General features: G+C 56.5%; 14 protein-coding genes. 2 read left to right on the forward strand and 12 right to left on the reverse strand.

All coding sequences use genetic code 11. The features are described from left to right. Nucleotides 1-106: 106 nt before the first annotated feature. The gene (locus ACWHYZ_RS15080; protein ID WP_447983501.1) at nt 107-439 is read right to left on the reverse strand and encodes a hypothetical protein; all 333 of its coding nucleotides are present in this window, start codon (nt 437-439) and stop codon (nt 107-109) included. Nucleotides 440-651: 212 nt separating this feature from the next. Here ACWHYZ_RS15080 and ACWHYZ_RS15085 point away from each other — a divergent pair, with 212 nt between their 5' ends. Further along, complete coding sequence (locus ACWHYZ_RS15085; protein WP_447983502.1) at nt 652-1,995, forward strand: BamA/TamA family outer membrane protein; 1,344 nt, start codon at nt 652-654, stop codon at nt 1,993-1,995. A 71-nt stretch (nt 1,996-2,066) separates the two neighbouring features. Here the strand turns inward: ACWHYZ_RS15085 and ACWHYZ_RS15090 are convergent, their stop codons facing one another. The 3 genes from ACWHYZ_RS15090 to ACWHYZ_RS15100 are packed head-to-tail and all read right to left on the reverse strand — an operon-like array spanning nt 2,067 to nt 5,238. Further along, nucleotides 2,067-3,074 carry an alpha/beta hydrolase gene (locus ACWHYZ_RS15090; protein ID WP_447983503.1) on the reverse strand — a complete coding sequence of 336 codons (1,008 nt, stop codon included), beginning with the start codon at nt 3,072-3,074 and terminating at the stop codon, nt 2,067-2,069. Further along, nucleotides 3,074-4,465, reverse strand: a complete 1,392-nt coding sequence (locus tag ACWHYZ_RS15095) for an aspartate aminotransferase family protein (RefSeq protein WP_447983504.1) — start codon at nt 4,463-4,465, stop codon at nt 3,074-3,076. Before ACWHYZ_RS15095 ends, ACWHYZ_RS15090 begins: the two co-directional genes overlap by 1 nt. Further along, nucleotides 4,462-5,238, reverse strand: coding sequence for an MtnX-like HAD-IB family phosphatase (locus tag ACWHYZ_RS15100; protein WP_447983505.1), 777 nt, complete (start codon nt 5,236-5,238; stop codon nt 4,462-4,464). Before ACWHYZ_RS15100 ends, ACWHYZ_RS15095 begins: the two co-directional genes overlap by 4 nt. A gap of 37 nt (nt 5,239-5,275) precedes the next feature. Here ACWHYZ_RS15100 and ACWHYZ_RS15105 point away from each other — a divergent pair, with 37 nt between their 5' ends. After that, entirely contained in the window at nt 5,276-6,124 is an 849-nt protein-coding gene (locus tag ACWHYZ_RS15105; protein WP_447983506.1) for a polysaccharide deacetylase family protein, read from the forward strand. Between the two features lie 633 nt (nt 6,125-6,757). Here ACWHYZ_RS15105 and flgE read toward each other — a convergent pair. The 8 genes from flgE to fliG all read right to left on the reverse strand — a co-directional run bounded on the left by flgE (nt 6,758) and on the right by fliG (nt 14,283). Continuing rightward, entirely contained in the window at nt 6,758-7,978 is a 1,221-nt protein-coding gene (gene flgE / locus ACWHYZ_RS15110) for a flagellar hook protein FlgE (RefSeq protein WP_447983507.1), read from the reverse strand. 45 nt (nt 7,979-8,023) lie between these two features. Further along, nucleotides 8,024-8,317, reverse strand: a complete 294-nt coding sequence (locus ACWHYZ_RS15115; protein ID WP_447983508.1) for a flagellar hook assembly protein FlgD — start codon at nt 8,315-8,317, stop codon at nt 8,024-8,026. Between the two features lie 33 nt (nt 8,318-8,350). Then, a complete protein-coding gene (locus tag ACWHYZ_RS15120) occupies nt 8,351-9,658 on the reverse strand; it encodes a flagellar hook-length control protein FliK (RefSeq protein ID WP_447983509.1) in 1,308 nt (435 codons plus the stop codon). A gap of 190 nt (nt 9,659-9,848) precedes the next feature. After that, on the reverse strand, nt 9,849-10,466 hold the full coding sequence (locus tag ACWHYZ_RS15125) for a MotE family protein (RefSeq protein WP_447983510.1): 618 nt from the start codon (nt 10,464-10,466) through the stop codon (nt 9,849-9,851). Continuing rightward, nucleotides 10,456-10,908 carry a flagellar export protein FliJ gene (locus ACWHYZ_RS15130; protein ID WP_447983511.1) on the reverse strand — a complete coding sequence of 151 codons (453 nt, stop codon included), beginning with the start codon at nt 10,906-10,908 and terminating at the stop codon, nt 10,456-10,458. The genes ACWHYZ_RS15125 and ACWHYZ_RS15130 overlap by 11 nt, the downstream gene beginning before the upstream one ends. Beyond that, on the reverse strand, nt 10,905-12,212 hold the full coding sequence (locus ACWHYZ_RS15135; protein WP_447983512.1) for a FliI/YscN family ATPase: 1,308 nt from the start codon (nt 12,210-12,212) through the stop codon (nt 10,905-10,907). The genes ACWHYZ_RS15130 and ACWHYZ_RS15135 overlap by 4 nt, the downstream gene beginning before the upstream one ends. Next, nucleotides 12,209-13,294: a response regulator gene (locus ACWHYZ_RS15140; RefSeq protein ID WP_447983513.1), complete on the reverse strand. Its 1,086-nt coding sequence runs from the start codon at nt 13,292-13,294 to the stop codon at nt 12,209-12,211. Before ACWHYZ_RS15140 ends, ACWHYZ_RS15135 begins: the two co-directional genes overlap by 4 nt. Further along, the gene (fliG, locus tag ACWHYZ_RS15145; RefSeq protein ID WP_447983514.1) at nt 13,291-14,283 is read right to left on the reverse strand and encodes a flagellar motor switch protein FliG; all 993 of its coding nucleotides are present in this window, start codon (nt 14,281-14,283) and stop codon (nt 13,291-13,293) included. The genes ACWHYZ_RS15140 and fliG overlap by 4 nt, the downstream gene beginning before the upstream one ends. Between the last annotated feature and the right edge of the window lie 2 nt (nt 14,284-14,285).

Consider the following 14,285-nt stretch of genomic DNA (forward strand, 5'->3'; position numbering starts at 1 on the left):
TTATTATTGACCCGTGCGCCACTGTCAGAACGGTACCTGCGCCTAAGTCATGTCTATTGACACGCTCGACGCTGACAGCGCGCTTATCATTTGCGCTTGTAAAAGACTAGAGGATTGGCGGAGGTCGCACCGTGAGGGAGATTAGAGTGAAACACTGGGGGGAACACGCCTCTTCAGCGAGAGATAGAAAACGGACGACCTCAATAGGAACGCACGCCGTGGTGAACGCCACTTGCTGATGCGAGAGAATGGGACCGTCCAGGGAATCGGAGGCATCGTCCTCTTCGACGTCGAGTGCATTGTGAGGATCCAAGATGATGAACGACGCTCCTGCAGAAGAGACGTCATAGAACGTGGGCAAAAGAACGAGCAGAATGGCAAAGAATAAAGACAGGCTTGGGGAGATCTGTCGTGGCTGAGTCAGCAGATCCAGCTTCATTGAAGCCCACATGAAGTAGGAAGAACCCTACCTTTCTGCCGAGTTTTTGTCAATGAGGACTGTCGGCCTAAGGACTATATATGTGAGTTGAACCACAATAAAGACTTAGTGGTAAGGCTTGACGCGCCCACCTCGCCCCTTTAGACTGTGCCGCCCGGTTACAGCCGTTTCCTTTTCCGATTCCTCTGCCCTTCGTAAGCATGCTCTTACTCGTGAGATGCTCTCTCGTCCTTGGCCTGCTGCTCGGTGCGTGGGCAGGTCCACTGAGTGCCCAGCCGAGTGGAACCCGGGAAGACGATGAGCAACCAATTGCTCCATTAATGCCAAAGACTGAGCCGGGCCCTTTGAAACCGGAAGAGAAGAAAGCCATTGAAGGCTTCTTCCAGAAAGGCTCTTACACCTTCATTCCCCTCCCCGCGTTTAGCTATGCGCGCAATGAGCGCTATTGGATCGGTGCCTTCATGCCTATTGTCAAGGAGGACCAGAAGGGCGAATTAAGCACGATCATCGCCCCGCAGTACCTCTTTAATCCCTTGGTTGGACAAACCGGCACGCTCAATGTGATCCGCTATCCATCCGATACGGCGCAATATGAAATCACGGCGTCCTTATCCGAGCGGATCGCTCGTGATATCGACTTCCGGTACAAGGATGTGGGCGCAGGCGGAGGCCGCTATATCCTTGGCGTCCAGGCCACCTGGTTTAAAAATCCTTTTGAACGGTTTTTTGGGTTCGGCAATAAAGCTCACGAGTCGAACGAAACAAACTACACATTGCGGGAAGGGCGGGTGCATCTCACGGCCGGCATCAATTTCAATGCCGACCTCGCACTTACGCTGACCGAACGGTACCGGGAGGTACGTATCGAGGACGGTGTCGTCACCAGCCTCCCGCAAACCAAAGACGTGTTTGGCCACGTCGCAGGCATCGAGGGAGCGAAGATCGTCGGGCATCGATTGGCACTGATCTATGACACCCGTGACCATCAACGCACGCCGACGAAAGGAAGCTATGTGACGCTGTCCGGCGAATTCAATCAGAACCTCTCGCATGAAGAAGAGAACCAATGGTTTCGCTATACATTGGACGCCCGTACCCTGCTGCCCCATGGCGACGGTCGATATGTGTTTGTTTCTCGGCTGTTGTTGGACGGGGTCGTCGGAAACCAGTTGCAGAGCCTGCCGTCGGGGACGAGTCAGAATCGCGGCATCCCGTTCTATGAGCGGCCTACGTTAGGCGGTGAGAATACGCTCCGGGCGTTTGGTCAAAATCGGTATATCAGTAATACGGCGATGTTGGTCAATCTGGAAGAGCGCATCCGGTTAAAAGAAGTGCATATCATGGATTATGCACTCGACGTTCAGGTGGCGCCGTTTCTTGATGTAGGCCGCGTCCAACAGCAATCACCGGGCGACAAATTCAACCTGAAAAATTGGCAAATCAATCCAGGGGCGGGGCTGCGCGTGATCGCCAAACCCCACATTGTCGGCCGGGCGGACCTTGCCGTTGGCCGGGACGGGTTCAATGTCTTTGTAGGCATCGATTACCCATTCTGACCCTGTCTGTTGATCATGGATTGGAATGGCGGCTTAGGTAGGTTCTATGACAGCGTAAAAGGAGAGCGGAACTAGATGCCGATAGATCGAGGATGCGAGGCGTACTCCCGGACCGGTGGCGAATCGGTCTCTTCGGAAGACACCTCGCGCGATGCATGAATGGCAAAAAACTCGGCCAGGGCATTGACCACTCTGTGCTTTTGCTTGTCCACGGTCATTACGTGATAGCAGTCATCCAATAATATGAGCCGTTTTTGCTTCGAGGCAATAGTTTCGTAAACTAACGTCGCATTGCGGGGGCTGGTCATATCATCTTCTTCCGCCTGGAGAATCACCGTGGGGGCCGTGACCGTACTCAAACGTGACCGGACTCGGCTGATGAGTCGGTCGAGCTCGGTGAGGGTCCTCAACGGAAACATCGGATAGCCGTTGGAAGCCGCGCAGCGCACAGCCGCGCCATGCGCAGCGTCGAGGCGTCCACTCCCCCTTGCACTTCGGAGCCATGCTCGGAGAATGGCAACAGGGCTATATGCGGCGCGAACTCGAGCTTGCAGTATGGGATCTTTAATTCCAAACGGAGGACCATCGATGTGAAAAAGCAAATGCTGCATGGAAAGCGGGATAAATTTCATGGTGAACGGGAGGAGGGCATGGGACCAGGGCGTGTTCCACCCATCGTACACAAAGGTCGGTGAGATGACGCCGACCCCATCTACGTCCACGACTGTGGACGCCTCCAAAGCCAGCAAAGCCCCTGCACTAAGACCTGCGACAAAAACCGATCTGTACTGTTCCCCGGCATAGGCAAGCTGAGCCTGTACGTGCGCACGCCAGTCCACTTCGGTGGTGCGCACGAGATCCCGGAGGCTGGTGCAATGTCCCGGAAGGGTCGTGACATAGACATCCCATCCGTGCCGGGCCAGGCCTTTCGCCAGATACCGCATTTCTATGGGAGCGCCGGTGACCCCATGGATCAGATAGACGAGCACATCGGACCCTGTGTGCAACGCATAATCCGTCCCATGTCGGGCGACCATGTAATCCAACACGCCGGCCCGTTTTGGTCGTCGAGAGATCATCAGCCTTGAGCGCACGTCGTAAATAATTGGTCCAGCAATTCGATGCCGAGGTCAATGTCCGCTTTGGAGATATCCAAGGCAGGGGCTAGGGTGAAGACATTCTTGTAGTGGCCGCCGATGTCCAACACTAACCCCATGGCACCTCGAGATGAGGGAATGCCGCCGGCAAGTCCGGCTTCAAAAATGCGGTCGGCTAATACTTTATCCGGAGTGAAGCGATCCGGCTTCGTGACTTCGATGCGAAGGGCAAGGCCTAACCCGGAGACATCTCCGATCGTAGCATGACGTGCCTTGAGGTCCCGAAGTTGCTCCAGAAAATAGGCACCCGATGAGGCGACCTTCTCCTCATAGTTCTGTTGGGCAATCCACTGCAGTGTCGCCAACGCGGCAGTGGTCCCCAGTGGATTGGAGGCAAAGGTGGAATGGGTGGACCCCGGTGGGAACTTCGTGGGTGAAATGAGTGACTCCTGCGCCCACAAGCCTGAGATAGGATTCATGCCATTCGTCATCGCCTTGCCGAAGACAATAATATGAGGTCTGACGCCAAAGTGTTCGATAGCCCAAAAGGTCCCGGTTCGGAAGAATCCCATCTGGATTTCGTCATCGACCAGAAGAATATTGCGATCATTTAGGATCTTTTGGAGGCGGGAAAAGTACTCAGGCGGAGGAATGATATACCCGCCGGTCGCCTGAACGGGCTCCACATAGAAGGCAACAAATTCCGGCTCATTCGCCCTCGAATCCCAGAAGGAATTGTATTCCGTTTCAAAGAGCCGCTCGACCTGCTTGACGCAGTAATAGTCACAGCTATCCAGGTTCTTGCCGTAAGGGCAGCGGTAACAATAGGGGAAGGGCACAAAGTGTGCGCGATTCGAGAAATGTCCGAATCGGCGCCGGTACCGATAGCTCGAGGTGATCTCGGACGCGGCGAGTGTTCTGCCATGGTAGCCTCCCATGAAGGCCATGAAGAGACTCTTCCCCGTCTCGTTGCGAACGAGTTTCATAGAGTCCTCGATCGCCTGCGCCCCGCCGACGTTGAACTGTACGCGCCCCTCTACGCCAAAGGCACGCACACATTCCATGGCAAGTTTCTCTGCGACTAAGACCTTTTCTTCATGGAGATATTGGCAGGCCAGTTGAGGTAACCGATCGAGCTGTGCCTTGAGGGCATTGATGATGGCTTCGTTCCGGTAGCCAAAGTTGACTGCCGAATACCACATCTGTAAGTCAAGGTAGGGTTTGTCCTCCCGATCGTACAGAAAGCTCCCTTCACAGCCTTGAAAGAATTTAGGCATGGGAGAATAGTGCACGGTATCGCCGTGCGAGCAAAACTTCGCCTCCTTCTCGCGGAGCGCCTCTTCGCTGAGCTGAATCATCGATAACGCTTTCATAGGCTATGAATCTCCTGGGGGAACAGATGTTCCGCCACCTCGGTCAGGGTTTGAAACGGTTTGTACGGGATGTTCTGGCGGGCACACCATCCTTGGAGAGCACCCTTGGCAAATACCGTGTGGACCTTCGGGGACACGCAGTGATCAGACCTGCCGTCCCCGATATATATCGTTTCACTCGAGCGCCGGTCCTGAGGGAGAGCGATTGCGCATTTGCATGTCCCCGCCCGACTTTCACACCCTTCGGCCGCAAACGGAAAGCTGAGCGATGGTATGCCGGTCTCATCCCAGCGGAGATGGTTCGAAAAAACGGGCAGGTGCAACAGGCCATGACGACGCAAGACCCCTTCAATGAGCAGATCAATCCCGTCACTCACGATAGTAAGCGGGATGTCGCATTCGGCACACCGGCGAGCGAGAGTGACAATCCCCGTGTCGACCGGCAAATCAGCCGCAAAGCTGACAAGCCTTTCCCGGTCGACTTGAATCAAGGCCACCTGGCGAGCAAGACATTCCTGGCTCGAAATTTCGCCGCGGACCCAGCGGTTCTCCCACTCTCGCCATGCAGGACACGCGAATGCCTCCAACATGGCGTCGGTGCCGTCCACGCCGGTAATCGTTCCATCGAAATCGCAAAAAATCTCCGTCGCTCTTACGCGCCGTAAGAGACGACCCTCACGTTCCTGCGCAGCGTGTTTCTTTGGAAGCGTCTCATTCAAACGTAAGGACAGGCTGAAACCTCCGAGACAGATGCGTCGCTTGGGCTCCGTCACGACGACTTAATCCCCAGCAACCTTTCGAGACGGACTGATGCCGCTTCCCATCCCGATTTATCATCAGATTCAAGACCGTCAGTCGAAGGGCTCCGCCATCGCCCCTGATAACATAGCTCCTGAGAACTGGCCGTATACACTCGATAAGGATGTGTTTGAGGCCCAGGTGCAATGGATCGCTGCGCAGCGGATGTGCACGGTGACCATTGAAGACCTGGTCGTTGGACTGAGCAGAGACCTGTCGATGGCAGCAACGCCCGCGCGCCCCATCTGCCTCACATTCGATGATGGATCGATCAGTGACTATGAAATCGTCTATCCAATCCTCTGCTCCTATGGAATGCGAGGGACATTTTTTGTGATTACAGATCTCATTGGCGAGCGGGGGTACGTCAACTGGTCACATTTACGTGAGATGGTTGCACATAACATGTCGATCCAATCACATAGCTGCTCTCATGCCTCTCTCGGGGACCTACCGTTGCGCCAGGTGCGGGACGAGCTGCGGCGGTCAAAGGAGCGCGTAGAGCAAGCCCTCGGGCGCCGCGCCGTCGCATTTGCCGCGCCGGGAGGCAGTTGGCGCGTACAGCTATCTGGCTTAGCACAGGAATGCGGCTATCAGATCGTCTGCACGTCCCAACAGGGTGTGAATTCTGAACCGTTTGACTTGCTAGCCCTCAAACGTCTCTCTATCCGACGGGCATACTTACCGGACCGGTTTCAATCCCTGGTGATGGGGCAAGGTTCGGGACTGCTCAAGCAGCGGATTGAAGGATTTTGCTTTGACACCGCGAAAAGGCTGTTGGGATTGGATCGCTACAATAAGATTCGTCACCATCTTCTCGAGCGAGCCAGCAGCCGCGCGAGGCGAGTGTCCGGTAGTTAGCTGTTCCCAAAACGGGCATGTGGTTGTGGGCCATCCGCAAGGGATCAGGGTGCCGAGAGTCGAAATCAGATGAAAGACAAATGCGGGGTGATCACGGAACGTGTACAACTCGAAGAGGTACTTCAAGAGGCGGGGCTGACCGCAACTACGAGGCCGTTCCGCTTCAACACCCGATGGTGATCGAAGAGTCTGCTCTTCACTATCCGCAAGATCTAAATCATCTACTTCTTTTAAACAGCGCCACGGGCTGCGACTGTGGTGAGAAGCTTTTCGCGAATGCCCTCTGCCGCGCGCCAGCAAAAACATTTCCATTCCAGCCCCACGATCTTGAACGACGTGGTCATTTCCCCTATCTTGAAGAACCAGAGACGTTTCCGCGGACGGTACGAGATTGGGTCATGGAACGACCATTACAAAATCGGCTTGGCCTGATGACGCGTTGAGGCCGGAACTCGGCCGACTCCGACGATTCGCATGATCAGGGCGCTCTGAAAATCGCCCATCAGTATCGTGTCCGTACGGCCCCCGGAATTTGGCGATCACCGAAGCCTTCAGCAGGAAAGGAAAAGCCGGCAGAGGCTTTCTGCCGGCTTCCCACGCTCAATACCGGGGCTGATAGCTGACGGCTATTCGCTACCTCTTCAGGTTCACCAGTTCCTGCAACATTTCGTCGCTGGTGGTAATGGCGCGTGAATTGGCTTGGAAGGCTCGTTGCGTCACGATCATATCGACAAATTCTTTGCCGAGATCTACATTCGACTGCTCGAGTGCCCCCGATACCACGCGGCCCAACCCGTTATTACCCGGCGCGCCGACCACAGGGGAACCGGACCCATTCGACTGGATAAAGAGGTTATCGCCGCTCCGCACTAACCCTTGTGGGTTGGCAAATCGATTGAGCACGACTTGCGCTAACGTCCGGGTCTGCCCGTTGGTGAATTGCGCGACGACTTCCCCTTGCGTGTCGACGGTGACCCGTTGCAGCGATCCCGACGCGTATCCATCTTGGGTTTGATCCAAGACAGCAGATCTCGCCCCGTACTGCGTCATATTCGTAAAATCCACAGTGACCGTCTGAGGAGTCGCCGCTCCGCCCCCAATCGTAAGCGACAACGCTTGGCTTCCACCCGTACTCAGCGCCCCGGCTGTCGTAAAGACCAGATCCGTGGCCGCCGTCGCCGCTCCTCCGTCGATCTGTCTGTACAGATTCCATGTATTCGCAGTGGAGGTTTTCACAAAATAAAAGGTCAAATCATGAGCGGTGCCGAGGGAGTCGTATATCGTCTGGCTGGTCGAAAAGTTATAGGACGTGGGATCCGTAATACTAAACGCCGGCGTGGGAGCGGTTGCGGAGGCGTCCAGATTCGCTTTGATCATGGAGACCGTTGTAGCTTGCGGCGCACTATTTGTGCTCGCGAGCGTGATGTTGCCGATGGCGCCCGTAATCACTCCACTGGCCGTAGCTTGGTAGCCCTGCAACAATGCCCCGTTTGGATCGGTCACCTGTCCGAGTCGATCGACTTGGAATTGCCCGGCCCTGGAATAAAACGTGGCGCCGCTCGTGTTGGCAAGTTGGAAAAATCCGTCCCCATCCACCGCAAGATCCAGCGTATTCCCGGTCGTATTGAGGGAGCCCTGCGTGAAGTTGCCTTGCACGGCGTTCAGGTGAACGCCCAGCCCTACTTGTAGGTTCGCGCTCGAGAGACTAGCCGAGACGAGTTCCGCAAACGCCGCGCGGCTCGATTTGAATCCAACCGTGCCCACATTGGCGACATTGTTTCCGATGACCGCAAGCGCATTTCCATAGGCATTTAATCCACTGACGGCAGTGAACATGGAACTCAGGATTCCCATCGTTTCTCCTCCTTTATCTCATGATATGAACAGGCTGTGTCGGCGCTATGCGCTCGTGGTGCCCTTTGTTCCATCAGTGGGAACAGCTGAAGGTGTAGTCTGTTTATCCAGCAACTGTTGCACCAACGAGACCAACTTTGTCAGTTGCTCCACCTGGCTAAAGGCGGCCGACTGCATAATAAAGGCGTCATTGTCCGTCGGCTTCAGTGGATCCTGATTTTGCAATTGTGTAACCAGCAGTTTCAGAAAATCATCCTTGCCGAGTGCGGCATTCTCAATCGGCGTCGAGGCCTCTGACGTCGTTCGACTTGCCGCCAGCACATTGGCAATCGTTGACATGGCTCGCTCCTCCTCTTCTAACCGTCTCCGTCCCTATGCGAAGACGTTGATCATTCGATGCATCGAATCCGACTCTCTATTGCCGGCATGCCGCTGAACCACCGCCGGCTCCGATGATTGGGGATTGCGGCGAGGAAAATCATCGTGAGACCACCCCGTTCCGCCACGATCGGCATGCTGCCTGGCTTGGCCCTGCACATCGACCTGAAATCGCCCGACATCCAGGCCGTGCGCGGCGAGTCCAGCCTCAAATCGTTCCGTACCTCTGACAAGAAAATCGTGCGCCTCTACCCGTTCCGTCATCACATTCGTGTACACCGTATGATCCACGACAGATAGATGGACGCGAATGCGGCCCATATCGCCCGGCTGTACTTCAAATCGGACAGACGCCGGCAATGGTGATTCCGACGGCGCCGTCACCCTTGGGGTCTCAACGACGGCGGGGGCTGCTGCCGCTCGGCCTGGAGCCGATGGCCCTTGTGCACTGAACGAAGACGCCACCGATGACGACGTGGATTGGGTTCCATGTGTCTCAACCGACGTGAATCGCTCTTTCCCCCCCTCGTGCTCTGACCAGGCAGATTGGTTATCTGCACCGCCTTGCTGATGATCAGAGGATTCCATGACGACGCTCGATACCAGGGACGATGGTGCCGCTGTCGTTTGTTTAGCGGGCGTGTCCGGACTATTCGTCGGTTGGATTGCGACAGTGGGTCGGTACCCGCTCGATTCCGGTGATACGGCCGACGCCGGCTCAGGAGGCGCCTGTGCTGCATGAGAAACAGTGGGATCCATCAATCTCGTCGTTGGAACTGCCTGTGCCTGATCCATCGTAGTCCTGGCCTGAGCGAGGCTTTCAGGTGGTCCTTTGGCATCCGGCAGCGCCGTCACCGGCAAGGGAGGTTTGCCATGAGCCGCCATGGGCTGATCCTTGGCCGACACATCCTTCTCGCTTGTTGCCAAGGCCTCCGATACAGTCCCGGCAGGATCACTCGCATTGTTCCCGGGCGACGCGATGATGCGCGTCGCCGCTGCTTGCACCTGTGTTCCAAGCGGCACTGCCTCGGTATTTGCCTTCCCAGCCGTCGTCATCTGTTCCTGGGCCGCGGTCAGAGTCGATACACAGGCCAAGCCACTTCGTACAACATCCGGCGAGTCTCCTTGAGCCACTATTTCATCATTCGACGTTGCACTTGCCTGGGCATCGACAGGAAGAGGCGGCGTGAGATTGAGACTGGCTAAGAGCTGTAAAAAAGCCGACTCAGATGCCGGTAAGGTGCTTAGGTGCGCCTTACCTTCAGTTGGTTCAACGGACGGTTTGATTGTCGAAATATCCATGCAGCACTCCACCAGTAGGAGACGTCACTCAAGTCTCGTGCCACATGGCGGTCAACTTATTCTTTAAAGAATTAACGCTTTACAAGCAGGGCCGATCCACGCGATTCGGACGAGATGGTAATTGTTGCCGAGTCGCTGGGTAAAAGGAGGAAATCTCAACAAGCGAGTGGCGAGAAGGGAATCAAGCTGTTTAGCGAACGGGCTTTGGTTTTTTCACCGGCGTGCCGGCCAAAAACAGTTCGGTTAATTTCGCGGCCTTATCCGGCCTGACCGACGCTAAAATCGTTCCGGCGGCTTTCCCCTTCAACAAACGAAGCACTTCCAACGCCATGTCGGTGGGCAATTTTTCCAGACGGACTGCCGCTTCTTCCGGCGGCATCGTTTCATACATTTTGACCACCTGATCCACGGTCGCCTTCGCAGCCGATTCAGCATCGGGCTTCTTGGAGCTCGGTCCGGTCTTGGACAGCAGTTGCTGACGCGCCAGCAACTGCTCGATGTCCTTCTTTAACGACAGCAATCGTGTTTCTTCGGTCCGCATGGCCTCCTCCCGACGCTCGACCGCGCGTTGCCGTTGGTTGAGCATGTCGAGTATTTCCTGGGGCAGGTCGAGTGCCGGCCCTTGAAGCCTGAGAGGATTGTCCTGCCGTTCTAGGGATCCTTGAGCGTCTGAAGCCTCGAGCGTCTCAGTTTTCGGCGTAGCCTTGGAGGAGTCTGATGGAGCCGCGCCGGCTGGCGCGAACGCGACATTGATCGACAACATCAGCATGAGCCCCGCCCAGATCCCAATGAGCGTCCTAGGAGACATGATGAGCTCCCTCACGCGCGTTCCTGAGGAACCGAATATGAGCCGCCTCATCAAGACTCTGTTGCTCCAGCCGCCTGAGCCGTATTACCCGTTGATGCCGTCGACGTTCCTCAAGAACATCCAACGTCTTACGCGCACGCGCCGCTTCCAGAACGTCGGCACGCTTTTGTTCCCAGCGGGCTCGCGCTTCCCCGACCATCGCCAGAGCGTGCCGTGCCGCTACGGTCGCACGTTCGATTTCGAGGGTCCAGTCGATCATCTCGTCACCGGAAAGACCGCGGCACAGTGCGTCTTGAAATGCGTCGGCGGTTTGATCGACAGCCTGATCTAGGGCACGACCGTGCGCAGCTGCCATTTCGAGTGCTCGTTCCAACACGGACAGCTCGGCACGCAGCATGTCCTCAAGCTGGCGGCGGTAGTGCCTGAGGGCAGCCAGATTCATGATTGGGCATCCGCTACATGGACAAGTGCCTCGACGGAGGCGGACAGCGGCGCGGCCTCCGAAGGTGCTTGCTGTAGATACGTATTAATCGCGTCAATGCTTTTCATGGCGCGATCGACACGTGTGTTGCTTCCGGGTTTGTACGCGCCAAGTGTGATGACATCTTCCGCACGCTGGTAGGTTGAAAGCGATTCAATGATGGCCCGCGCCGCGGCACGGTGACGTGGCGTCGTGATGTCCATCATGACCCGGCTCGTGCTCTGCAAAATATCGATGGCCGGGAAATGATGCCGTGCCACGAGGTCACGCGACAGCACGATATGCCCATCCAAGATGGCCCGCGCAGAATCTGCGATCGGGTCAGAGAGATCGTCTCCTTCAACGAGAATCGTATAGATACCGGTGATCGAGCCGGCCCCCTCGCATGTCCCCACCCGCTCGAGCAGCTTCGGCAGCAGCGCAAACACGGACGGTGTGTACCCCTTGGTCGTCGGCGGTTCACCAACCGCCAGACCGACTTCACGCTGCCCATGAGCGAAGCGCGTCAAAGAATCCATCAGAAGAAGAACTTGTTTACCACAATCTCGAAAATATTCGGCAATGGCCGTAGCAACAAAGGCGCCTCGAATGCGAACCAGTGGCGGCTGATCCGAAGTCGCGGCGACCACCACCGAATTCGCCCGCGCCTCAGGTGTGAGATCCCGTTCCAAAAATTCCTGTACCTCTCGGCCTCGTTCTCCAATGAGTGCAATCACTTTGATATCAGCGACGGTATTCCGGCTGATCATGCCGAGGAGAATGCTCTTCCCAACTCCCGAGCCCGCAAAGACGCCGACTTTCTGCCCTACGCCACACGTCAGTAAGCCATTAATGGCGCGAATGCCCACATCGAACGGCTCCTGAATCCGGCGCCGCCGTAGCGGATTGATTGGGTCGGCATACAGAGGATACTGACTGTCGGATTGAATCGGACCACCGCCGTCGATCGGTCGACCGAGGCCGTCCAGCACACGACCTAAGAGCCCCGCTCCAACGGGCACAGATGCCTGGCGGCCGGTCATCATCAACCGACTCGTGGGCCCAATCCCACGCATGTCTCCCAGCGGCATTAACAACAGGCGCTCGCCCCGAAAGCCCACCACCTCCGCGAGGACGCGACCATCTCCATCCTCACGGATGACCTCACCCATTTCGCCGATCGACGTGACCGGACCATAACCTTCGATCACGGTGCCGACCGCCTGGGCGACACGGCCATACACGGCAAGGGAATCGACGTTGTCCAGGACATCAAGACGTTTCATAGGTCGCGCTTCAGCGCCTCCCCAAGGCGAGCGAGCTGCGCGTCGATCGTCGCATCAATCAATCTCGTCTGGGTTTCGAGCAGACATCCGCCCCTGGCCACGTCGAGATCACCCTCGATTTTCATCGTGACTGGACCTTCGAACAACGAGACGAGTGTCGCGCGTAAAGCCTCGATGAAGGTACGGTCGTCGGGGTGCACGCGAATCAACACCTCACGGCTGTCTCGAACCCTCGCAATGGCCTCGCGGACCTGCCGTTGCACGAAGTCGCGTTTCTCATCGATGCACTCGCGCACGATCTTCGACGCGATCGCCAATGCCAGATCAGTCACCTCTTCCTCGGCCTTTTTGATCGTCGTGGCGCGCGCCCGTTCAAACTCTGTGACGGCTGATGCCAGCAGGGCCCGTTGACGTTCATGTACCGGTCCGGCCTGTTCACGGGCACGCCGCTCGCCCTCCACGATCCCACGCTGATAGGCCGCCGCATCCTCCGACGCTCCTGTCACGCCGCTAGACAATCCGGACGTGGCGCCATTCCCATTTGAGCCCATCTCTTCCAGTTGAAAACTATGGAGACGGACATTCGCGCCGCGCACCACGGCCTGCTTCAGTAAGCCGTTCTCATGCCGCAGTCGCTGTATTTCTCGCACTCTCTTCAGGAGCAGAACAACCTGATCCGGCTCAAACGGCTTCACAAGAATATCGGTCGCGCCAAGCTTCATGGCTTTTACTGCCAGATCGATCGTGCCGAATCCCGTCATGATAATCCCGATGATGTTCGCATCGTCTCGCATCACAAGCTCGAGGAGCGAGAGACCGTCCCGATCGGGCAGTTTAAAATCGGTGAGAAGAATGTCCGCCGAACGTTGCTTGAGGGCATCCAGGGCAGCCAGGGCACACGGAACAGCGGACACTTGAAAGCCTTCCACCTTCACGAGCTCGACCAAGAGCCGGCTGATCGCCGGATCGTCCTCGACGATCATGACGTGCGGGGGCGGCATCGAGGTCACATCGAGCCAGCCTTCCGCCATGTCTACCTCGCCGGTGCTCCAGTCGGGACGCGCTGTATCGACGCGGCTCATACCATGGTCTCCCCTGCACCACCGATGACGACTCGCCCTTCCTCTTCCAGCTTTCGGCAGATTTTCAGGATATTCTGTTGGGCCTTTTCGGCTTCGCTCAATTTCACGGGCCCACGCGCTTCCATATCTTCCCTTAGCATCGTCGCCGCTCGGCTGGACATGTTGCGCAAGACTTTCTCCACGACATCCGGTGCAGCCGCTTTGAGCGCCAGCGGCAATTCCTCTTTGCTGACCTCTTTGAGCAATTCCTGCATGCCCCGGTCGTCGATTTTGACCAGATCATCGAAGACAAACATCAGCGAGCGGATCGTCTCAGCGAGTGTGGCGTCCCGCTCCGTGAGTTTCGACATAATCGTGCCTTCCGTGGTCTTATCGAGACGGGTCATGATTTCGGCCATCATTTTGGCACCCCCGATGGTCAGCGCCCGCGGCCCGCTACTCCCTTTCAATGCTTCCTGTAAAGAATCGCTGAGATGCTGCAAGATGTCCGGCTGCACTTCTTCCATGGTCGCCAGGCGCTGGGCCACATCGGCTCGTAAATGATCAGGCAATGACGACAACACCTGCCCCGCTTGCTCCGGATCTAAATGCGCCAAGACCACGGCAATTGTTTGCGGGTGTTCCACCTTGACCAACTGAGACACCATACGAGCATCCAGCCATTTGAGTGTTTCCAAGCCCGGGTAACTCGCGGAGGTGAACGAATCCATAATATGGGCGGCCTTCTCGTTTCCCAGGGCTTTGCTTAAAATGGTTTTAATGTACTCTCTCCCCTCGAATCCAATCGTACCCTGACCGGCGGTCGTCTGAAAATCCTGAAGCACTTCATTCTCTTGCTCTTGTGAAATATTCGACAATTCCGCCATGTAGATCCCGACCTTCCGAATATCCTTTGGCTCTAAATGTCGCATCACCTGCGCCGCCGCATCTTCTCCAATCGCGCGCAGCAAGATTGCCGCCTTTTCTTCGCCGCTTAATTTACTCACCATCA

The sequence above is a fragment of the Nitrospira sp. Nam74 genome (assembly GCF_965152615.1).